Origin of the sequence: Enterobacter cloacae complex sp. IR5450, from assembly GCF_049238665.1 — a bacterium.
GTDB lineage: Bacteria > Pseudomonadota > Gammaproteobacteria > Enterobacterales > Enterobacteriaceae > Enterobacter > Enterobacter hormaechei_C.
Genome location: NZ_JBMKIC010000009.1, coordinates 1 through 22492 on the forward strand (window position 1 = coordinate 1; position 22492 = coordinate 22492).

The following is a 22492-nucleotide window of genomic DNA, read 5'->3' on the forward strand; positions in this document are numbered from 1 at the left end:
TTCTTTAAAAGAAATAAATGTTAAGTGAGTGACGTTTCTTTACAAAGCCATATTAGAGCAAATGTCCATTTGAAATCAAATTTCCAGATCAAAGATCTACAATTAGACTTTTCTTAAGAATATTCCACTAAATTAGTGTACTCATAAATGCCATAGATACATGATACACAGTAAAAATTAACTATTTATTCACATTAATTTGGCAGAAATGACTGCTTTGATTGGAAATATTGAACTTATTGTCCCATGAGGTTGAATAATTGATTTACATCAATGCATTTATTAACACACCCCGTAACAGCGCAGAGAAATATGGCTTTAATTCAATAAATGGCCTGAATATGAAAAAATCCTGTATCGGACAAATTCAATCTTTAAAACAGTAATGACTATACTGCTACAGGAATGGCGAATAAATGACTACGCGTTTTTCGATAAACGGGAGAAAGAATCTCTCTGAAGATATTCATCATGACAATGAGTGATGGGCTGATATGAAGGGGATATACGGTATTAACCAGGCTGTAAAATCATGCCCCCTGAGAGCGGGCGCTTATGCGGTTAATGGATGTTTACCATAATCACGTAGCGCCCTGACCTCTTTTTAATGCTTTTCAATATACATTGTACGGCTGTACGCAACATCCTCTGGGTTATTTATCGGATAACCTTTAACCCATGGCTTGATGAGACGGCCATTGGTGTACTGATAAATAGGGGCAATTGGTGCTTTCTCGGTGAGGATCTTCTCGGCCATGTTGTAGTCGGCATTACGCGCTTTTTCAGTAGTTTCGAGCGTCGCCTGATGAATAATCTTATCGTAAGCAGGATCGTTGAATCGTGAGATATTCCCGCTGTGGGAGGAGGTCAGCAGCGACAGGAATGTAGACGGCTCATTGTAGTCCCCTACCCACGATGCACGGATGACGTCAAAATTCCCGGTATTGCGGCTGTCGATGTAGGTTTTCCACTCCTGATTCTGCAACTTAACGTCAACACCCAGATTTTTCTTCCACATGGATGCAACGGCAATCGCGATTTTCTGGTGGTTTTCAGACGTGTTATACAGCAGCGTTAATTTTAGCGGACGCTGGGGGCCATAGCCTGCCGCCTGCAACAACGTTTTCGCTTGCGCATTCAGCTCCTGCTGTGACATCTGCTCAAATGGCGAGGTTTCCGGCGTAAAACCCGCAGTGACATCGGGAGTAAAATGCCAGGCCGGTTTCTCGCCGGTCCCCAGGACTTTTTCCGCCATAATACGTCTGTCGATAGTCATGCTGAGCGCGAGACGTACGCGTGCATCCGCGGTTGGGCCTTTTTGCGTATTAAACGCGTAGTAATAGGTCCCAAGCTGTGGCGGTGTATATACCTGTCCCGGAATATCTTTAAGCAGCTTCTGGTACATGTTTTTCGGAAACGATTCTGTAATATCGATATCGCCCGCCAGATAGCGTTTGGTCGCTGAGGACTCCTGGTTGATTGGCACAAAGGTGACTTTTTTAAGCACCGTCCTGGCGTTATCCCAGTAATGTGAATTCGGCTCAACCACCAGTTTTTCATTCACCACGCGATCTTTCAGCACATAAGCACCGTTGCCAATGAGCGCGCCAGGGCGCGTCCATTCCTTACCGCTCTCCACATTGGCCTTTTGAACAGGATAAAACGCGAAGTTAGCCGTCAGATTACTGAACCAGGGTAGCGGTTTGTCCAGCTGCACGCGCAGAGTTTTAGCATCGACCGCCGTCACGCCGAGCGTATCCGGAGCAGCTTTGCCGTCGATGATGGACTGGGCATTGTTAATGCCCGCCAGCGCCGCAAACCAGGCGAAAGGTGACGTTGTTTTAGGATCAACCAGACGACGCCAGCTATAGACAAAATCTTGTGCCGTCACTGGGGTACCGTCAGACCACTTAGCGTTATCCCGCAGCGTGAACGTCCAGACGCGGTTGTCATTGCTCTGCCAGCGCGTCGCCACGCCGGGAACTAACTCCCCTTTTTCGTTCTGATTTACCAGCCCTTCATAGAGGTCGCGAATCACCTGTATCTCGGGCAATCCCACCGCTTTTGCCGGATCGAGCGAAGCGGGCTCATCTTTGATATGTCGAACCAGCTCCTGCTTTTGCGCCAGAACCGTTCCTTCGGGAACCTCCGCGGCATATGAAAGTGAAGAAAGCCCGCACAGCCACAGCGCAGTACAAAGAAGCGAAACAGGATGCTTCATACGATCCCCTTAATGATGTCAGGTAACAGGCAGATGCGTAATTATTTGTTTCGAAACGGAGAAATGCAAATGCTTCCTCTGGAAAGTTGATGTCAGGCAATTTTCCACACACACGGAAACTATTTGATTAAGCGCGGCTTTTGCACAACACTGCCAGAAGTGACTTTATCATCAGGGTTTACTATGGCAACTACCCGACCAAGAACGGAACGCGGCGCCTTCCCGCCCGGAACTGAACATTATGGACGCTCATTTTTAGGCGCGCCGCTGATCTGGTTTCCGGCCCCCGAGGCCGATCGCAATAGCGGCTTAATCATTGCAGGCACGCATGGCGATGAAAACTCGTCTGTCGTGACACTCTCGTGCGCGCTACGTACGCTGGCCCCCGATTTACGACGTCATCATGTGATTTTGACCGTCAACCCGGACGGTTGTCAGCTTGGATTGCGGGCGAATGCACGAGGCGTTGACCTGAACAGGAACTTCCCGGCGGCAAACTGGCGCGCCGGTGAAACGGTGTATCGCTGGAACAGTTCGGCGCAGGAGCGAGATGTGGTCCTGCTCACGGGAGACAAACCCGGTTCCGAACCGGAGACTCAGGCGCTATGCCAGCTTATTCATAAGATCCACCCGGCCTGGGTTGTCTCTTTCCACGATCCCCTCGCCTGTATTGAAGATCCTCGTCATACGGCGCTCGGGCAGTGGCTGGCGGATGCGTTTGCTCTACCTCTGGTGAGCAGCGTTGGCTATGAAACACCCGGGTCGTTTGGCAGCTGGTGCGCAGATCTCAGCCTTCACTGTATCACCGCAGAGTTTCCGCCCATCTCCTCGGATGAAGCGAGCGAAAAATACCTGCGGGCGATGACAGATCTCCTGCGCTGGCAGCCTCAAAGATGAAGCACGCCGGAAGTAAAATTCAGCGCGGGTGAGACGTCAACCGCCAGCCAGGTTGGGCCGTCAAGATCGGCAAAACGCACGCTGTTCACCAGCGGGAGCGCAGCGCCGATCGCTCTGGACGTGCACAACATACAGCCCAGCATCAGAGCAAAGCCTTGCGCCTGCGCATCTTGTGCCAGTGCCAGGGCCTCGGTTAATCCACCTGTTTTATCCAGCTTAATGTTCACCATTTCGTAGCGTCCCTTGAGAGCTGACAGGCTCGCACGGGTATGACAGCTTTCATCTGCACAGACGGGAAGCGGATGAATAAAATTCGCCAGCGCGGCATCGTCTCCTGCCGGGAGGGGTTGCTCCAGCATGGCGACGCCCAGATCGGCAAGCAGCTGACAACGGGCTGCCAGCCCTTCGCTGTGCCATGATTCGTTCGCATCGACGATAAGAGTGGCATCAGGCACCGCCGCACGAATGGCGACCATGCGTTCGCTAATCAGACGATCGTCGAGCTTCACCTTTAATAAGGTTGCACCGGTGGCATACAACGCCTGAGCGCTGGCGGCCATTTGCTCTGGTTCACCGATGACCACCGTTTGCGCGGTGACGATCGATTGCGGCAGCGTAACGTCCAGCAGCGCAGGCAGCGGTTTTTGTTGTTTCGCCGCTTCCAGACTCCAGAGTGCGCAGTCAATCGCGTTGCGTGCCGCGCCGGCCGGCAACCGAAGCTGAAGAGCCTCACGCGTCAGGCCCGCCTGCAACTCGGGCACTACCGTCATAATTTGCGCCATGACTGACGCCAGGCTTTCTCCGTAGCGAGGATAAGGGGTACATTCCCCGACGCCTTTTACGCCGTCCTCTTCACATTCAACCACGACCACGCAGGCCTCATTACGGCTGCCGCGCGAGATCACAAACGGGGTGTGCAATGGCCAGGCTTCTTCATAGACCTTAACGCTTCTCATCACTGACTCCTTGCAGGCCGGAAAGGCAGAAAATTGGTTTGCCGTGCTAACTGCGGATGACATACACTAGCCACGACGTTAACTATTTGTAAACAGGAAGATACCTATGTCACAACTCGTTCATTTCCAGGGCAACCCGGTTGCTGTTGCAGGTTCCATCCCACAGTCTGGCAGCAAAGCACAGCCTTTTACTCTGGTGGCTAAAGATCTGTCTGACGTCACGCTGAGCCAGTTTGCTGGCAAACGTAAAGTCCTGAACATTTTCCCAAGCATCGATACTGGCGTTTGCGCTGCATCAGTGCGTAAATTCAACCAGCTGGCGACCGAAATGGACAACACCGTAGTGCTGTGCATTTCTGCTGATCTGCCGTTTGCCCAGTCCCGCTTCTGCGGCGCTGAAGGCCTGAGCAACGTCATCACCCTATCCACTCTGCGCAGCCCGGATTTCCTGGAGAAATACGGTGTTGCCATTTCCGAAGGCGCGCTGAAGGGTCTGGCTGCTCGAGCGGTGCTGGTGATCGACGAAAACGACAACGTTGTTTTCAGTGAGCTGGTCAACGAAATCACTACCGAACCGGATTACACCGCTGCACTTGAGGCGCTTAAAGCCTAAACGTAAAAAAGCCTCTGCAAAGAGGCTTTTTTATTTATTCGTCACCCTTCTTCTGATTTAACCCATACTCGCGCAACTTATTCGCAATCGCGGTATGTGACACCCCAAGACGTTTAGCCAGCTTGCGCGTGCTCGGATAGCTGCGATATAGCTGCGTTAACACCGAACGCTCGAAACGGCTGGTGATGTCATCCAGCGAGCCTTCCATTGCCTCTTCGCCTACCGAGACCGTCCCGGCATCGTAATCCGGCAACAGAATATCCTGAGGGCGCAGTTCATACCCTTCAAGCTGAGTTAATGCGCGATAGACCGCATTTTTAAGCTGACGAATATTGCCCGGCCAGCCGTAACGCGTCAGCACGGTGCCCAGGTCGGCAGAGAGCTTCGGACGCGGCACGCCCTGCTCATCGGCAAAACGGGCCACGAACAGTTCTGTCAACGGCATGATGTCCTGTGGGCAATCGCGCAGCGGCGGAATATTGAGCGTCAGAACGTTGAGACGATAGTAGAGATCTTCGCGGAATACCCCTTTCTGCACCAGCTCCACCAGGTTTTTCTGGGTGGCGCAGATGACGCGCACGTCCACGTGAACTTCATGATCTTCCCCCACGCGGCGGAACGTGCCGTCATTGAGGAAACGCAGCAGTTTCGCCTGCATGCGTGGCGACATTTCGCCAATCTCGTCCAGCAGCACCGAGCCGCCATTCGCCTGTTCAAAGAAGCCTTTTTTACCTTCCGGCGCATGCCCGAACAGCTCACTTTCAACGGCATCTTCAGGAATAGAGGCGCAGTTCAGCGCCAGATACGGTTTTGCCGCACGCGGGCTGGCCATGTGCACAGCATGCGCCAGCAGATCTTTCCCCGTACCGGTATCCCCGGTAATCAGCAGCGGCGCCGTAAGATTTGCCAGCTTGCGCGCCTGGTCGATCACATGACGCATCTTCGGGCTCACCGCAATAATCTGGCTGAATGCGCCGACGTCCTGGCTGGAAAGGTTCTGTAACTGACGCCCCATTCGCACCGTGGAGCGCAGCATGATCACTGCGCCGGTCAGCACCCGCGCGGCATTTTCCCCTTTCAGGTAGACCGGCGTGATCTCCATCAGGAAATTCTGTCCGTTGATGACGACATGCTCGCTATGGGTATTTTGCGGGTTGCTGTCCAGCCAGCGCTGGAAATTAAAACCGGTGATCAGTTGCGTGGCGTGGTGCCCGATAAGTTTTTCCTGAGTCTGCGCAAACAGCTGGCAGCTGGCCTGGTTAACGCGCTCGACTTTATTTTTCAGATCGAGAGAGAGAAACGGCTCCGGCATTGCTTCCAGCAGCGCGCTCAGCGCAAGATGTTCCCGCTCGGACGGCATCCAGGGGATGGTGCGTACATCCGTAACGCCAGCGATACGGCGGATTTCCGCCATCAGGCTACTGAAGGTATTAAATTCAATTTCGGCAAAATTGAGGTAAATTCGCCCGACAGGGTCGATCTCTATGCCACGTAAATCAATGCTACGTAAAACAAGAAGATCGAGTAACTCGCGGGTCAGACCGAGACGGTCCTCACAAAAGACTTCCAGACGCATGGGAAATTCACCGTTTAAGCCAATAACAGTAAAATGATATGTCAGATCACGGTGCTCGGGAAGGTGGCTGTCAACAAATATTGACAGCCCGCACGATTAGTAAACAAAACCTCACTGAGCAGGTTTTTTATTGAGCGTCTCTTTAAGCTGGCCAATCAATTCGCGACGGAAATCCCCCAGCCGCGGCTTATCGCCATCGATCCAGGGGAGTGGACGACAAACCTCCATCGCTTTGATACCCAGGCGTGCCGTCAGCAGACCGGCACCAATCCCCTGCGCCGCCCGGGCAGAGAGACGCGCCGCAAGATCCTGCGACATCCAGTCCATCCCGACCTCCCGTACCAGTTCGCTTGCCCCGGCGAAGGCGATATTCAGCAACACCAGTTTGAACAGGCGCAGTCGGCTGTAATAGCCAAGCTCAATGCCGTACAGCCTGGCGATGCGGTTGATCAGACGCAGGTTGCGCCAGGCGATAAAGGCCATGTCCACCATTGCCAGCGGACTGACGGCGATCATCAGGGTAGATTCCGCCGCCGAACGGCTGATCTCACGACGAGCCTGCGCATCCAGTACCGGTTGAACAATGTGCGCATAGAGCGTGACCACTTCCTGGTCATTCTGGGTTTCGTGGATCGCCGCATACCAGCGCTGAAGCGCCGGGTGAGAGTGATCTATCCCGGCCTGAGCCGCAAGCTTTTCACAAAAAGCACGCCCTTTTCCTGTGCCGTGACTGTGCAGCAGATCCCGCGCTTCATCGCGTTCGTGGGCACGCTGACGCAAACGCCAGAGGCGACGCCACTCGCTGACGACTGAGCCAACGCCCGCACCAACAATCAACGCCCCGGCGGCGCATCCCCCCAGCGCCACCCAGTCCTGCGTTTGCCAGGCATTGACGCCCCACTGCACGCCCTGGCCGATTACGCTCACACCAAAAAGGGCTAACCCGGCGGTCACCATCTTACGCCACAGGCTGCGTTTCGGGCGCAGTGCCGCATCAACCACCGCTTCCGCCTGCCCCTCTTCAACCATCGGCTCGTCTGCCAGCACGGGAGCAAAGTTGTCAGCCTGCGGGCCGCTGAAGGTTTGCGCCGTTTTAAACGCCTCATGGGGCGTCTGCTCAAGCTGGCCGGTAAAATCAATGCGAGGTTTTAACGGTTCCGTCATCGCAATTTATCTCCAATTAAAAACTCCAGCGCAGCATCCAGACGGATATGCGGCAATCGCTGATCAACGTTCATGCTCTGCGGACGGAAGGCTTCGAACTGAAAACCCTGGCTTTGCCAGAAAGCCTGGCCCGGCAGACGCGCCGGAACTTCCCCCGGATAGACCGTGAGCGGTTCGCCGTCGCTGAGACGGTTGCCCCGCAGGGCCGGAATTTTCTCGCCATTCAGGTCAATCAACCCACTCTGCGTAGCCTGTACGGACGCCAGCCCCAGACAGTCCATGCTGATCCCTTCGAAGGCCGCATTCTGCCAGGCATCCTGCACCAGCTGTTGCAGCAGGGATACCAAGTTGGCGTGCTGATCGACCGTCACATGGTCAGCTTTTGTGGCGGCAAACAGCAGCTTGTCGATGACCGGCGAGAACAAACGGCGAAACAGCGTACGCTGGCCATAATGAAAGCTTTGCATCAGCTGCGTCAGCGCCAGCCGCATATCATTGAACGCCTGCGGCCCGCTGTTGAGCGGTTGCAGGCAGTCCACCAGCACGATCTGGCGGTCAAAGCGTAAAAAGTGATTTTTATAAAAACCCTTAACCACCTTCTCACAGTAATAATTGTATCGCTCGCGGAGCATACCGGCGTTGGTGGTCTTGTCCGCCTGCGCCAGTTTCGATTCGCCGATGCTGTCAACGTCCGGCCACGGGAAAAACTGTAGCGCGGGAGCACCGGCTAAATCACCCGGCAGAACGAAGCGGCCCGGCTGAATGAAATGCAACCCCTCCTGCTTGCACTGATGCAGGTAATCCGTCCAGGCTTCGGCTATGACGGCCAGACGGTTTTCATCCGCCGGTGCCAGCGGGTCCAGCCCTTCGCAAAGCTGGCGCCATTTGGTCGACCACTCTGCCCGCTGCCCCTGCAACAAACCGGTCATCTGTCGGGACCAGTTCAGGTAATCCTGCGCCAGCATCGGTAAATCGAGCAGCCATTCTCCCGGATAATCCACAATTTCGAGATAGAGCGTGGACGTTTCTTTGAAGTGACGCATCAGGGATTCATTCGAGCGGAAACGCAGCGCAAGACGGATTTCGCTCACGCCACGCGTCGGGGTGGGCCAGGCGGGAGGTTCCCCGTATAACTGCGCCAGACCTTCATCATAGGTGAAACGGGGGATGCCAAAATCACGTTGCGGTACGCGTTTCACCCCCAGCAACCGCTCCTCGCGCACTGCGCTAAGCAGTGGCAGGCGCACCCCTGCATGCAGGTTCAACAGCTGATTGACCATCGCCGTAATGAATGCTGTCTTACCGCTGCGGCTCAGCCCCGTCACGGCAAGACGCAAATGGCGATCAACGCCACGGTTCACCAGAGAATTGAATTCGTTTTTAAGTCGCTTCATCGCCGTCCTTCATTGCCTGGAACCCTGAAAAAAGTCACTTCAGAATACAGTAAATTGGGGCAGATCGTTGATTATCAATTCTTAATTATTGCTATTGCCGTTTTCTCTCCAGTAAGATGGGCGCAATTGCTGTCCGTCTGGAGTGAGTAAGGTGTATGTCACCCACCATCTATGATATTGCCCGCGTTGCTGGCGTTTCGAAATCAACCGTGTCGCGCGTTCTGAATAAACAAACGAATATTTCTCCTGAAGCGCGCGAAAAGGTGTTGAAGGCGATAGAAGAATTAAATTATCAACCGAATAAACTTGCCCGCGCACTCACCTCTTCTGGCTTCGACGCCATTATGGTTATTTCGACCCGTTCAACCAAAACCACCGCAGGGAATCCGTTTTTCTCTGATGTACTGCATGCCATAACGGCAAAAGCAGAAGAAGAAGGTTTTGATGTTATTTTACAAACGTCCAAAAGCAGCGAAGATGATCTGCAAAAATGCGTGGGTAAAATAAAGCAGAAGATGATCAAAGGGATCATCATGCTAAGCTCGCCGGCGAACGAGTCTTTTTTCGCGACGCTGGACGAATACGGTGTGCCCGTGGTCGTTATTGGTAAAGTGGAAGGCAATTACCAGAATATCTATTCTGTCGACACGGATAATTTCCACGACAGCGCCATATTAACCGACTCATTTATCAAACATGGTCGCACTAAAATTGCCTGCCTGCATGCCCCGCTCGATTATCACGTTTCTATCGATCGCCTGGCGGGCTATAAATCGAGCCTTGAGAAGCACGGTATTGCGATTAATCCGGACTGGGTTATTGATGGCGGATATACCCATGAAAGCGCGCTTCAGGCGGCCTGTCAGCTACTCTCATCAGACAACCCGCCTGATGCAGTTTTTGCGACGGACAGCATGAAATTGCTAAGTCTTTATCGTGCCGCAGATGAGCTAAATCTGACGATCCCGGAACAGGTCGCAATGGCAGGATACAGCGACCCGATGCTATCTCTCATTTTAACCCCTGCACCAGGCGGTTTTGATATCCCCACGAGAAAGCTGGGCGAAGAGAGCTGCGATTTGTTGTTCAGGTGCATTGCGGGTAAACCTGCCCCGCATAAGGTATTGGTTGAAACGCATTTTTCAGATGCGGCTTCATTACGCTAAAAACCAGGGGCAAACGCCCCTGGTAACGTCCTGTCAGAACGCGTAATTCACGCCGATCCCCGCATAGTGGAAGCGATCGTTTTTACCTTCGTCATGGTTTTCCCATTCGTAGGCATATTCCAGCGTCATGGAAAGGCCATTCGCAAAGTCATAAGCATAGAGCAATCCCAGACGATTGAAATCATGCCCTTCACGTGTCGGATCGTCCTGCCAGTCCCAGTTTGTCCAGCGGTCAAGCCCAAGACGAGTATACGGCGTCAGGGTTGTCTGTCCTAATGAAACAGGCATATACGCACGGATTTCCTGAGTGGAGAATTCACCGTTATTACGTGAACTGTCCATATTGAAACCCCGCTCTAAATAGTAATTAACTTTTGCAGAGACGGTTTCGTTAATTGTCCAGGTAAAACCGGTTTCCGTTTCAACACGGCTGTCAGAATAACCGGTTTTTGCCAGGTCATTCGCAAACTGGTACATGGCAAACCATCCGCCAAAACGCCAGTCATCGGTTAATTTTACATCCCAGTCCGGTTGAATTTTATAGCGCTGCATATTTGCGCTGCCCGCTTTCGCGCCATCCTCATCTTTGAAATGATAGCTGTAATTACGGAAACCACCCGTCAGTCCCAGCGTGAAATCATCGGTACCAATAATACGATAGCGTAATTCTACTTCGGGACGATCGAAATAGGTGCCGCGCGTCATGCTACTGTAATCAACCGGCCCTTCCTGATACATAGCCAGCGAAATGGTCCATGCATCCCAAGTGGCATTAAACCACACGGAGGGTTCATATAATCCATCTTTATCGTCGGCCTGATCTTCGACGTTTTCAATTTCATACATGGCGCCAATATTAAATTCCCACTGTTTGGCTGATTCAGTTGCTTGCGCGCAGCTCACCCCTGCGCACAGGACGAGCGCAGCACTTCTTAGTAGAGTACTCATTAAAATATTCCTTTATAATTAACATACAAAAAACCGGAAACTTTCATTTCCGGCGAACACCTTTCTTATCTAATAGCTGTTTCAGTATCAGCATCGAAGAAATGGCACTTATTCATATCGAACTGGATGCCGATATTATCTCCGGCAACGTAATCATCCGCCGCTCCCGCACGGACAACCAGTTCATGCCCACCCACGGTGGCATAAAGCATAAATTCAGCCCCGGTCAGCTCAGCAACGCTGATCTTTGCCGTGATGTTTTCGCCGCTTTGCTGTACGGTGAGAATATCTTCCGGACGGATCCCAAAGACAACCGCTTTACGCTGGTAACCTTGCGCATTCAGTACGGCCAGCTTGTCCTCCGGGATCTCCAGACGCAGCGTTTCCGTCACAAAATAGCGGTCGTCGATTGCGCCACGAATGAAGTTCATCGCCGGTGAGCCAATAAATCCTGCAACGAACATATTCGCCGGCTCGTTGTAGACCTGCTTCGGCGCGCCCACCTGCTGAATGATGCCGTCCTTTAAAATCACGATGCGGGTCGCCATCGTCATGGCTTCCGTCTGATCGTGCGTCACGTAAATCATGGTGGTATTAAGCTTCTGATGCAGCTTGCTAATTTCAGCGCGCATCTGCACACGAAGTTTGGCATCGAGGTTGGATAAGGGCTCATCCATCAGGAACACCCCCGCTTCGCGCACTATCGCCCTGCCTAACGCCACGCGCTGACGCTGACCGCCGGACAACGCGCCAGGTTTACGCTGGAGGTAATCGCGCAAGCCCAGGATCTGTGCCGCCCAGGTAACGCGTTCTTCAATGACGGAGGGCGCAATTTTTTGCATTTTCAGGCCAAACGCCATGTTGTCGTAGACCGTCATATGCGGATAGAGCGCATAGTTCTGGAAGACCTTCGCGATATCACGGGACTTGGCGGGAACATCATTCATGCAAACCCCGTCAATAATCAGTTCACCCGCGCTGATCTCCTCGAGGCCGGCAATCATTCGCAGCGTCGTGGATTTCCCACAACCCGATGGACCGACGAAGACGATAAATTCTTTGTCTTCAATTTCGAGGTTGAAATCCTTCACCACGTGGACCTGGTTATCATAAATTTTCTGAATGTGTTTCAGAGACAGTTGAGCCATTATTAATTCCTTATCAATACGCCCGGGATGCCCAGAACGCCGTCAGGCGTTCCCAGGTCAGTTCCTGCGTTGAATGAAGTTGTAATCCCGCATGGTTCAGGCCAGGCCCAATCCCGACCGACAGCATTCCTGCGTCGTTGATCGCATCTACCCCTGCGGCGGCATCTTCGATACCAATGGCCTCTTCAGGACGCACGTTCAGTCCTTTACAGGCCGCAAGGAAGATTTCCGGGTCCGGCTTTGAGCGGCTAATACGCGAAGCATCGGCGCAAAAATCGAAAGCCTGATGAATACCCAACGCGTGCAAAATCCCAGGAGCATTAAGCGATACGGATGCCAGGCCAATTTTGACCTTCGCGGCGCGAATATCCGCCAGCACGTCGCGAATACCCGGCAGCAGCGAATCCTGCGTCAGTGATGCCAGCGACTGGACGTAAAGCGCGTTTTTTTTCGTCGCCAGCGCCAGGCGCTGCTCGTCACTGAACATCCCCTCTTTCCCGCCATGTTTCAGAATGCGCTGGAGGGAGTCCATACGGCTTATTCCCTTCAGCTGTTCGTTAAATACTTCGTCGAAGGTGATACCAATCTCCTCCGCCACGGCGCGCCAGGCCAGAAAGTGAAGATGCGCGGTATCGGTGATCACCCCGTCCAGATCGAATACAACAGCGTTAAGCGTCATGGCGCCCCTCCGTGGTAGCGATCCCATTAACAGGTACAAGAAAGTCCTTACGCTCACAGACCTTTCGCCCTGATACATGCAGCGTTTTACCCCACAGCGTCAACGTGACAGGTGCGGTGGTTTCAATGGTTAACTGGTCATCTTCACAGGTAATGTGCATTGTTGCGCCCCGCCACCGCAGTGGGAAGGCGAGTTTCTGCCAGTGAGCAGGCAGCTTCGGCGCAAGATGCAGCTCCCCATCGCTAATGTGCAGGCCAGCAAATCCCTGAATGGCGCCCAACCAGATCGCACCGGTGGCGGCGGCATGAATACCGTCATCACTGCTGTGCGGGTCGTCCCCCAGGTCGATGGCAATCCCATCGCGCCAGAAGGCATACGCCCCCTCGGTGTCACCGCAGCGTGCGAGCACAATGCCGTGAATGGCTTTACTCAGGGATGAATCATGAATCGTGCGTGGCTCGTAGAACGCCAGATTGGCGGCACATTGCTGCGGCGTAAACCGTTCCGGCAGCAAGTAGTTAAGCATCACCACGTCGGCCTGCTTCAGGATCTGCATCTCGTTCACTTCCGCGCGAGAGTAATCAAGCAGAATGGTTTGCTTACCCGCTTTGGCTTTATAGCGGCTCAGATCGATGGCAGGTTTTGCCATGAAGGTATCATCCTGCGGGATCACACCCTCTGCGTCGGCCTCTGGCAGCCACAGGCGCGCCAGGAACTTACCGGCAATATCCGTAAAACGCGCATCTTCACGCCCAAATTTCGCCATAAACTGACGCGCGCAGGTCACGTTGTGCCAGGCCAGATAGTTGGTGTAAGCGTTGTTGTTGACATGCTCGGTGTATTCATCCGGTCCGATCACGTCATGGATCTCAAGACGACCATTAATTTCCGTCGCGCGTCCCATCCAGAACGAAGCGGTTTCCATCAGCAGCGTCAGACCCTCATTGCGCATAAAGGCATCGTCGTGTGTTGCCTGCCAGTAAGCGACAACGGCCCAGGCAATATCAGCCACGATGTGGTGTTCAGCGAGTGCGGAGGCGACCTTCTGGCGAACCCCGGTGCGGATGTTAATGGCTGCGAATTCTGGCGTCTCTTCCTCTATGACCGGCTCGCCCATTACGTGGCGAACAAACGCGTCCATACTGCGCAGATGTCGGCGACCGTCAGCCTCTTCCCGCTGGGTCAGCGTCTGTAAAACTCCGGCTTCGTCGTTATAAATGTGTGCCGGGAACAGCGTTGCACCCGCCTTCTCACCGCAGAAAGAGACGTTCATGATCGACTGCTCGCGGATATTAAGCGCAAAAGAGGTGTCCAGACGCAGAATGCCACCGTTGCAAAACTCAATCGTGCCAAACAGGGCATCCTCCACGGTAAACTGCGCAGGATCCCATTCGCCAAACTGGCCGGTGTGTTTACGGTTCCCCAGTCTCTGGAAGCTGTGCGCGGTTACCCGCTTCACGGGCGGGAAACCCAGCACATACATCGCGGCATCCAGCATGTGAATGCCGATATCGATCAGCGGCCCGCCGCCCTGGAGCGATTTATTGGTGAAAACGCCCCACCCCGGCACACCGCAACGACGCAGCGCCTGCGCGGAGGTGAAGTAAATTTCACCGAGCGTTCCGTTCATTACCGCATCGCGCAGGAGCTGGGTATCCAGCGCAAAGCGATGGTGAAAATCGTACGCGAGGACTTTTCCGGCCTTGCGCGCCGCGAGACGCATCTCATCCGCCTGGTGCGGCGTCATCGCCGGCGGCTTTTCACACATCACATGACAACCTGCTTCGAGAGCCGCCATCACATGTTCAAAATGGAACCGGTTAGGCGAACAGACGCTCACCAAATCCGGTTTTACTTCCTGCAACATCTCGTGAGCGTCCTGCCATGCCGATGGAATAGCATAACGTTCCGCGAACGCCTGTGCCTGCTCAAGGCGGCTGTCCATGACAGCCACCATTTGAACATCACTGCGCGTGGCGTAATACGAGGCATGCACTTTGTCTGCAACCTGCCCGGCGCCAATGATGGCGACGCGCAGAGGCAAAGGTGTAGAAGCACTCATCACGCTCGTCATCCTTAGCATTCACGCAAGTAAGTGAGAGAGTCCTTATAGGCCTGAGCCGGATCGTCGGCACGCACCCGGCACTCGTACACGACGTAACCCTGATAATTATCGGCACGCAGCTGATCGAACAGGCTGGCGAAATCGAGGCTGCCGCTGCCCGGCTGATAGCGGTGATTATCAGCAATGTGCACATGACCCAGCAGGTCGCGGTTCTGATGCAGCGCTTCCGTCAGGGAGTCTTCTTCAATATTCATGTGGTAGAAATCACCGATGATCTGCACGTGCTTCAGGCCGTTCTCTTCGATATAACGACGCGCGTCGGCCAGAGTGTTGATCATATGATCCTGATAGCGGTTCAGCGGCTCCAGGTAGACGGTAGTACCGGTGCGCGCTGCCACCTCATCCAGCCAGCGCAGGGAAGCGCTGACCGCTTTGCGATCGCCGTCCAGACTACGTGGCGAAGTCATTGGCGGCAGACGGAAGGTAAACATCCCCCAGGCAGCCGGAACGATAATCCCTTTTCCGCCCACTTCTGCCAGCGCTTCCAGAATGCGTTCAATCTGCTGTAGACCGTTCAGGCGGCGTTCTTCAATGAAATCCCCGATCCAGCCATCGTATCCGCCACAGGCCGTCGTGACCGGCAGGCCGGTGGCTTTGATAGCCGCTTTTACTTCGTCGAGGTTTTCCACCAGCAGTCGGCCATCAATTTCGTAGCCATCAAATCCCATCGCTTTGATGTATTCGAATTTTTCCATGATAGCGGTCGGGAAAAAGGCCTGGTTTTGTGTTGCGATTTTCATGATTGCTGTCCTTAGCTTAAAAAGTGACGCCCATTTTGATACTGAGTTTCGGGTGCTGATCGACATACTTCATATAGCTTTCCGGGCTGGTGGTGAAGGTGACGACCGGGTCGATCAGATCTTCGCAATTGAGATAACCGTTCATCAGCAATTCCCAGCAGGTCTCTTCAATACGCTTGCGGCTCCAGCGCGGATAATCCGGGTTGGGTTCACTGCATGCGCGGGAGAAGACAATTTTGGCGTTATTGAAGTGTGCTTCGCGACCAAGGTTGAAGCCTGCCGCAAACGGCTTGGCGAAAGCCACGTAGGAGATCGTTCCACCGTAGGCGAGACCGCGCAGCGCAGATTGCAGCGCATCTGCAAATCCGCTGGTTTCGATGATCACATCGGCGCCCTGCTTGCCGGTCAGTTTCTTAATTTCCAGACCGACATCGGTACCGATTGGGTTCAGGCAGTGGTCTGCACCGTGACGGCGGGCGATCTCACAGCGATGTTCGATAGGATCGACACCAATAACCACTGACGCGCCGGCTTTTTTCGCCAGCTGAATCGCAATCTGGCCAATCGCGCCCAGCCCCACAACCACGACGAAATCCCCTACGCGGACGTTAGCATCACGCACGCCGCTCATGGCGAACTGCGCCGGATCGTAGCAAACGGCGTTTTTCCAGGATGCGCCCTGCGGCATTTTGCGCAGCTTATAGTTGTTCACCGCGTTTACGATGACCGTTTCCTGCAACGGGCCGTAGCAGCAGACGCTGTCGCCGATCTGGTATTCCGTCACGTCCGCACCACATTCGATAATGTTGCCGACGATCATGTTCCCCAGCTGGAATTTACCAAATTCGATGCCGCGCGCTGCACCTTTTTCACGCGGGGTAAACATCTGCCACTCAGCGTTGAACTCTTCATCGATGAACGGGCTTGCCGCGCGGAAATCCACGACTTCGGTGCCGTGTTTCGGGGCACCATAACGGGCACGAATCTTCACCTCATGTGCTGCAACAGGACGATCTTCGTATTCCACCAGCGCCGCTACACGAGGCGCTGTCGCAACTAATTTTTTCATGACTGACTCCTTGTTAATATCGGCCGCCTCAGCCCTTCACGCCGCCGGCGGTCAAACCACTTTTAATGAAACGTTCAGACAGGGCATACATAATGACGACCGGAAGTGCCGTTACCAGCGATGCCGCCATCATGCGACCCCAGATGTAATCTGGCGTACTGAAGAGCGTGTTCAGCCCCACCGGCAACGTGAAGTTGCTGGCGCTGGACAGGAAAATGGAGGCGAACAGATAGTCATTCCACGCCACCATGAAGCAGTAGACAAAGACCGACACCAGACCCGAGATCGCCAGCGGCACGGTGATGCGGAAGATGATTTGCAGGCGGTTCAGGCCGTCCATCATCGCGGCTTCTTCGATTTCGTCCGGGATGGTGTCGAAATAGCTGCGCAGCATAAAGACCGCGGTAGGCAACGTCTGCGTCACCATGGTGATGATCAGCGCCAGTTCGGTGTCATAAATGCCGAGCGCGGTGATGATTTTGAACAGCGGCACCACCAGCAGGATCCCGGAGAACATATAGACGGTGTAGAAGCTCGCATTGATCGTCGTACGCCCTTTAAAGCGCAGTTTGGATAACGCATACGCGCCCAGCGTGCCGAGAAACACCGCAATGACCGAGGAGGTCAGCGACACCACCATGCTGTTACGGAAGTAATCCACAAACGGGAAAATCAGCGGGTTAAAGATGTCGATGTAGTGCTGTAGCGTCCACTCCTGCGGCAGAATGGTCGGGTGCAGCGAGATCGCCTCTTTCGCGCTTTTGAATGACGTCATCAACATCACAAAAAACGGAAACAGCGTGATAATCAGGAATAGCGCCAGTCCCAGATAAAAACCGATACGGCCCAGAACGCGTTTATTTGTTGCCATTGAGGTTTACCCTTTTTCTGGTCAGCAGAATGACCGCGAAGATGATCACAAACAGCACAACGGAAATGGCGGCTGCTTTACCCAGGTCATTGAACGCAAAGGCGGTTTTGTAGAGATATACGCCCAGAATGTCGACCTTGGTGGTGAGCAGATACACATCCGCAAACATGTAGAACATCCAGATGGTTCGCAGCGTGACCACCGTGGCCAGCACCGGCATGATGGCGGGCAACGTCACGATACGAAAACGCTGCCAGGCATTCGCTCCGTCCATCTCTGCCGCTTCGTACAATGATTTATCAATGGTCTGCAAAATTGCGAGGAACGAGATAAAGGCGTACGGGAAGTAACGCCAGATGGCGAACAGCACAACCAGGACAAAACTGCTGCCAGGATTATCGAACCACAGCGGCGCCTGATCGTAGAGATGCAGCAGATCAACGCCCAGGTAGTTCACAATCCCGTAGCCGTTGTTGAACATGTATTTCCAGGCAAATACCAGTGAAATAGACGGCGTCACGTAGGACAGAATCACCAGTGAACGTGCCGTTTTCCGCATGCGGAATTCACGGTTAAAGAAGATCGCTACGGCCAGTCCCAACCCTGTGCTGCCGAGCACGACCAGCGCCGTATACCAGAACGTCATCCACAGGGAGTGCCAGAACGCAGCATCGCCCAGAATGCGAATGTAGTTATCCAGGCCGACGAACACCGCATCAATACGCGGGTTCAGCGGTAAACGTAAAAAACTGATTTCAATGTTGGAAATCATTGGCCAGGCCACCAGGCCCCCCAGCAAAATCAGGCTGGGGGCCAACAGCAGCATGGCGAAAGGCATATCTGAACGACCAGAAAACAACGTCTTCATAATTCCCTTCGCAAAGCGCTCCTATCGTTGTGAGATCAGGTCAGTCAGTTTCTTCTGGCTGTTGCTTAACGTCGCATTGAGATCTTTTTGTCCCACCGTTACGTTATGCACCATGGAACTGATAATGCCGGACCCGGTAACATCTCCCATGCGGGTAAAGTTTTTGTCGCCTACGGCGCCAAATACCTGGACGTTCGGGAACTGCGCAATCAGCTCGTAAGGCAGTTGACCAAAGGCTTTGATCACGTCGTTGTTTTTCCAGCTCTCAGTGCCCACCACGAGTTTGTTCACCGGCAGCGCCGCACCAGGGGACATCATCACCCAGTCAGACGCGTTTTGAGCCTGCTCCATCCAGGTCACAAATTTTTCTGCCGCCTGCGTTTCCTCTTCGGTCTGGCCTGTCGTGATCGTCAACGAGGTGATCATGCCGTACACGGCTGATGATTTTTCCGTCGGGACCACGAACCCCAGGTTGGCCGGATTGCCATCTTTGTAGACCGCGGGCAGGATATAGGTGGAGTAAACGGCCATCGGCGCAGAGCCGTTCATGAAGGCGTCTTTGATCTCCATGACATCATTCGAGCCCGGCATGGTGTTCGCGGCCAGTGCCCGATAAAACGCCAGCGCTTTCGACATTTCAGGGGTATCGATTTTCACGTTGCCGTTTGCATCAAAGACGTTGGCTCCGCCTGACAACGCAAACTGCGAGAAAGCCTGCTCGGTCATGACGCTTTCTGCGGTTGGCAGCGCGATACCGTAATGTTTTTTCGCCGGATCGTTGAGCGCCTGACTGGCCTTCAGCAGTTGCTCCCAGTTGTGCGGTTCTTCGATTCCTGCTGCCGCGAGCGCATCTTTGTGATACCAGACGCCGGACAGCCAGGCGCTAACCGGCACCCCCGTCCATGCCTTGCCGTCTTCAGTGCGAACAACGCGTAAAATGCCGTCATAAAAGGTATCTTCACCGACGGCTTTAATCGCGTTGCCGATCGCGTCACGGTCCAGCAGTTGCTCTTTATCCATGACTTTGGCGTAGTCATGGCTGACTTCAATCACTTCCGGCAGCGCGCCGGTACGGGCCAACGTAATGACCTTGGTGTTATAGGCATCTTCCTCAACGGGTACCTGTTTCACCGTAATAGTCGGGTTTTCTTTCTCGAATTTTTCGATCAGTTTCGTAATAACTGCCTGACGCTCCTGTTCTACCGACGAGTGCATAAACTCAATGGTGACCTGAGATGCTTTATCGTCCTTACAGCCTGATAACAGGGCGCACGAAACCAGTGCTGATAACAGCACAATTTTGGGCATTTTCATTTTAGGGTCCTTTTTAGTTTTCTTTAATCCACATTACCTGCCATGGATTGAGGTTCAGTTCCGTACCGCTAATATCGTGTCCTGATAGTAATTCCCTACCAAAGAGCGTTAGTCCATAAATGGTCTGCATTTTATTGCTAAAATTAAATAATGCTGTCATTCGCTCGCCATTTTCAGCAACACGAACAATTTTAAGAACATGTTCGCCGATTGCGTCAAAAATAGCCTGACTATCCGGATGGAACGCACTCTCGCCGCGACGAATAGCAATAAGCTCACTCAAACGAGAATAAATTTGATAACGAATACTCTTCTTATTATTGAGTTCCAGATCAACCTGACCTGCGGTGTATTTCTTCCTGTTTATTGCGCGGTTATATCCAAGACGTTCGACACCTTCATAATCGTTACGCGAACCGAGAATGCTTTGAATATATACAGCCGGTACGCCAGGAAAACTTAACAACACAGCATGCGCCAGGATGAACCGCGCAATGCGCTCATCATCTGAGCTGTCTCGCAAACTCAACGCATCAAGATAGGTGACATTAATTTCATAGGGGCTTCGCGTACCGTCAGGATTATTTTTCCAGTTGACCAGCGCGCCTTCCTGCTGAAGCTTTTCAACCAGCGAGAGGATCTCTGATTCCGGAAGGATGCCGCGTAACGGGTTCAAACCGATACCATCATGCGAGGCCAGGAAATTAAACCAGGTGGTATGAGTTGAAGGCAGCGCCAGTGACCCCGCCCACTGGCATAGGGCTTTAACATCCTGACGATGAACAGCATGCAGCACCAGCGGAGGTAAGGAAAACTGATAGACCATCTGGGCTTCATTTTCACCATCACCGAAGTAAGAGACATTGTCTTTGTGGGGAACATTTGTCTCAGTGATGATCACCGTTCCAGGCGCCACAGCGTCCGTAATGGCGCGGAACAGCTGGATAAGGCAATGGGTTTGTTCCAGATGGATACAGGTGGTTCCCGGGATCTTCCACATAAACCCGACCGCATCCAGACGGATATAACGCGCCCCTTCCATGAGGTAATGGAGCAGAACGTCAACCATGGCAATCAGCACCTGCGGCGAGGCGAAATTGAGATCGATCTGGTCATCGCTGAATGTGGTCCACAGATGACGAACGCTGCCATCATGAAGCGTGAACGGCGTCAGCAGCGGTAATGCGCGTGGACGCGTCACCGCGGATAAATCGGTTTCGGGGTCGACAGAAATAAAGAAATCTTCGTAGCCCGGCTTCTGCGTAAGATAATTAGCAAACCATTCGCTTTTCGCTGACATATGATTGCAAACGAAGTCAAACATTAAGCTGGCTGAATGTTTTAATTCCGCGACATCTCGCCAGGTTCCTGTTTCAGGAGCAACCTCGTGATAATCAATAACGGAAAATCCATCATCCGAAGACCACGGATAAAAAGGTAACAGATGGACATGGGAAAATGTACGAGAAAGCCATTCATTATAGAACCGGGTAAATACCGGCAACGCTTGCTCCCCTTTTGTGGAGAACTGATCGGCATAGGTAATCAGCACAACGTCTTTTTCATCCCAGCCTGACTTACGCTTTTCCGTAATATTAGTCGCCGCTTTTTCAAGCTTAGTTAATAACACGTTAAGGTGTGCATCTGAAAATGATTCACCGTAGATATGATTGATGAGTTTTTTAATTTTTGCGTTCACATTATTTTCCATGGTAGCGGTCCCACGGAGTGGCAATCTACTCCCATGAAAAATAACTGTCAACGGACCCGGGGGCAGAAAGCAGCATTCTCAGCGCAGCGCAACGCATTATTGTGAGCTGCCGCAAAGAAAGCAGAAAAGCAGAAGAAACGCAGAAAGGAAAGTCATGCCCCTTCTCTGGGGGAGAAAGGGCTTATGCGGGAGGATCTAGCGTGACAAGTAGCGCCGGGAAACGCGTTTTGCCAGTTTCTGTAACAGCGGCTCCAGAGCGACCGCCAGCATCATTCTGACCGGCTTGCGGGCAACAGACTTGATCGCCCAACCCGCCACACCGGCCGGGCCATAACGTAACGCCGTCATCAGAACCAGTTTACCTGCGATTTTCAGGCCGGGTTTTACCTTCTGACCGGCCTGTTGCCAGTTTTGTTTCATGTAAGTTCTCTCTTAAAGCTGACGAAAACGACTTCTCAGCGTAAAGGTATCGGAGGTGACATAACGTTCCATCTCGCGCAATCGCTTCTCCCCTGCGCTCAGCTGTTCATCCACCGCGTTCAGGAGATCGCTGCTGGTTGGCGTGTTCTCAGCATTCAGCTCACCTTCCGGCATAGGATCGAGTACAAACGACAGAATGATGTATGCCACCAGTGTAATAAAGGCCAGACCGAAGAAAATCGACAATACGGTGACCACACGCACCAGTTTTACCGGGACATCCAGATAGTGCGCCAGCCCGGCGCAAACGCCCCGAACCATGCCCTGCTGTGGGATCCGCCACAGTTTTTTATTCAGATTCAGTCCAGCCATTACCGTTCCCTCCAGTTTGGGTGTTCCGCGTCCAGGATGGCTTCCAGCGCCTGAATACGTTCGCGCATTTTATTTGCCTCGGCAGAGAGCTGCGCCAGCCGCTGTTGTTCACTCTGCGACAGCTCACCGCGTGAAGAGCGGTTGCTGTAGTGCAGCCATAACCATATGGGCAGAACAAACAGCACGAAAATGGTCAGGGGTATAGCCAGAAAAAGCGCGCTCATGTGTACTCCTTGTCTA

Annotated in this window: 20 protein-coding genes and 1 pseudogene; 3 read left to right on the plus strand and 18 right to left on the minus strand. The window is 53.2% G+C overall.

The window, feature by feature from the left end; genetic code table 11:
- Positions 1–604: 604 nt before the first annotated feature.
- Positions 605–2221 (minus strand): peptide ABC transporter substrate-binding protein, encoded by a 1617-nt coding sequence (locus tag ACOTYB_RS09460; RefSeq protein WP_045343273.1) that lies wholly within the window; start codon positions 2219–2221, stop codon positions 605–607.
- A 183-nt stretch (positions 2222–2404) separates the two neighbouring features.
- On the opposite strand from ACOTYB_RS09460, the gene mpaA reads away from it, so the two are divergent.
- On the plus strand, positions 2405–3118 hold the full coding sequence (gene mpaA / locus ACOTYB_RS09465) for a murein tripeptide amidase MpaA (protein ID WP_023314235.1): 714 nt from the start codon (positions 2405–2407) through the stop codon (positions 3116–3118).
- Here mpaA and ycjG read toward each other — a convergent pair.
- On the minus strand, positions 3109–4074 hold the full coding sequence (ycjG, locus tag ACOTYB_RS09470; RefSeq protein ID WP_058675165.1) for an L-Ala-D/L-Glu epimerase: 966 nt from the start codon (positions 4072–4074) through the stop codon (positions 3109–3111). The genes mpaA and ycjG overlap by 10 nt on opposite strands.
- 106 nt (positions 4075–4180) lie before the next feature.
- Here ycjG and tpx point away from each other — a divergent pair, with 106 nt between their 5' ends.
- The gene (gene tpx / locus ACOTYB_RS09475) at positions 4181–4687 is read left to right on the plus strand and encodes a thiol peroxidase (RefSeq protein ID WP_003856889.1); all 507 of its coding nucleotides are present in this window, start codon (positions 4181–4183) and stop codon (positions 4685–4687) included.
- A 34-nt stretch (positions 4688–4721) separates the two neighbouring features.
- Here tpx and tyrR read toward each other — a convergent pair whose 3' ends face one another.
- The 3 genes from tyrR to ACOTYB_RS09490 form a co-directional block, all read right to left on the minus strand.
- Positions 4722–6263 (minus strand): transcriptional regulator TyrR, encoded by a 1542-nt coding sequence (gene tyrR / locus ACOTYB_RS09480; protein WP_003856887.1) that lies wholly within the window; start codon positions 6261–6263, stop codon positions 4722–4724.
- A 111-nt stretch (positions 6264–6374) separates the two neighbouring features.
- Positions 6375–7427, minus strand: coding sequence for a YcjF family protein (locus tag ACOTYB_RS09485; RefSeq protein WP_032609317.1), 1053 nt, complete (start codon positions 7425–7427; stop codon positions 6375–6377).
- A complete protein-coding gene (locus ACOTYB_RS09490; protein ID WP_409248832.1) occupies positions 7424–8821 on the minus strand; it encodes a YcjX family protein in 1398 nt (465 codons plus the stop codon). The genes ACOTYB_RS09485 and ACOTYB_RS09490 overlap by 4 nt, the downstream gene beginning before the upstream one ends.
- Before the next feature lie 155 nt (positions 8822–8976).
- Between ACOTYB_RS09490 and ACOTYB_RS09495 the strand changes: the two genes are divergently transcribed.
- Complete coding sequence (locus tag ACOTYB_RS09495) at positions 8977–9987, plus strand: LacI family DNA-binding transcriptional regulator (RefSeq protein ID WP_003856881.1); 1011 nt, start codon at positions 8977–8979, stop codon at positions 9985–9987.
- Positions 9988–10020: 33 nt separating this feature from the next.
- On the opposite strand, the gene ACOTYB_RS09500 is transcribed toward ACOTYB_RS09495, so the two are convergent.
- From ACOTYB_RS09500 to pspB, 13 genes and pseudogenes are all read right to left on the minus strand, one after another.
- Positions 10021–10935 carry an OmpG family monomeric porin gene (locus ACOTYB_RS09500; RefSeq protein WP_220153096.1) on the minus strand — a complete coding sequence of 305 codons (915 nt, stop codon included), beginning with the start codon at positions 10933–10935 and terminating at the stop codon, positions 10021–10023.
- 65 nt (positions 10936–11000) lie between these two features.
- Positions 11001–12083, minus strand: coding sequence for an ABC transporter ATP-binding protein (locus ACOTYB_RS09505; RefSeq protein ID WP_409248833.1), 1083 nt, complete (start codon positions 12081–12083; stop codon positions 11001–11003).
- A 13-nt stretch (positions 12084–12096) separates the two neighbouring features.
- A complete protein-coding gene (pgmB, locus tag ACOTYB_RS09510; RefSeq protein WP_045343269.1) occupies positions 12097–12762 on the minus strand; it encodes a beta-phosphoglucomutase in 666 nt (221 codons plus the stop codon).
- Positions 12752–14788 (minus strand): annotated as a pseudogene (locus ACOTYB_RS09515) (Gfo/Idh/MocA family oxidoreductase); the annotation flags it as partial. The pseudogene ACOTYB_RS09515 and the gene pgmB, both read right to left, overlap by 11 nt.
- A 50-nt stretch (positions 14789–14838) precedes the next feature.
- Positions 14839–15627, minus strand: a complete 789-nt coding sequence (locus ACOTYB_RS09520; RefSeq protein WP_003856868.1) for a sugar phosphate isomerase/epimerase family protein — start codon at positions 15625–15627, stop codon at positions 14839–14841.
- Positions 15628–15643: 16 nt separating this feature from the next.
- Entirely contained in the window at positions 15644–16696 is a 1053-nt protein-coding gene (locus ACOTYB_RS09525; protein ID WP_409248834.1) for a zinc-dependent alcohol dehydrogenase, read from the minus strand.
- 28 nt (positions 16697–16724) lie between these two features.
- On the minus strand, positions 16725–17567 hold the full coding sequence (locus tag ACOTYB_RS09530; RefSeq protein WP_015570402.1) for a carbohydrate ABC transporter permease: 843 nt from the start codon (positions 17565–17567) through the stop codon (positions 16725–16727).
- A complete protein-coding gene (locus ACOTYB_RS09535; protein ID WP_003856862.1) occupies positions 17554–18435 on the minus strand; it encodes a carbohydrate ABC transporter permease in 882 nt (293 codons plus the stop codon). Before ACOTYB_RS09535 ends, ACOTYB_RS09530 begins: the two co-directional genes overlap by 14 nt.
- A gap of 21 nt (positions 18436–18456) precedes the next feature.
- Positions 18457–19749, minus strand: a complete 1293-nt coding sequence (locus ACOTYB_RS09540; protein ID WP_017693335.1) for an ABC transporter substrate-binding protein — start codon at positions 19747–19749, stop codon at positions 18457–18459.
- Positions 19750–19762: 13 nt separating this feature from the next.
- On the minus strand, positions 19763–21460 hold the full coding sequence (locus ACOTYB_RS09545; protein ID WP_220153100.1) for a sugar phosphorylase: 1698 nt from the start codon (positions 21458–21460) through the stop codon (positions 19763–19765).
- Between the two features lie 195 nt (positions 21461–21655).
- Positions 21656–21880, minus strand: a complete 225-nt coding sequence (gene pspD, locus ACOTYB_RS09550; RefSeq protein WP_003856857.1) for a phage shock protein PspD — start codon at positions 21878–21880, stop codon at positions 21656–21658.
- Between the two features lie 12 nt (positions 21881–21892).
- Entirely contained in the window at positions 21893–22252 is a 360-nt protein-coding gene (gene pspC / locus ACOTYB_RS09555) for an envelope stress response membrane protein PspC (protein WP_003856855.1), read from the minus strand.
- Positions 22252–22476, minus strand: coding sequence for an envelope stress response membrane protein PspB (gene pspB, locus ACOTYB_RS09560; protein WP_003856853.1), 225 nt, complete (start codon positions 22474–22476; stop codon positions 22252–22254). Before pspB ends, pspC begins: the two co-directional genes overlap by 1 nt.
- Positions 22477–22492: the final 16 nt, after the last annotated feature.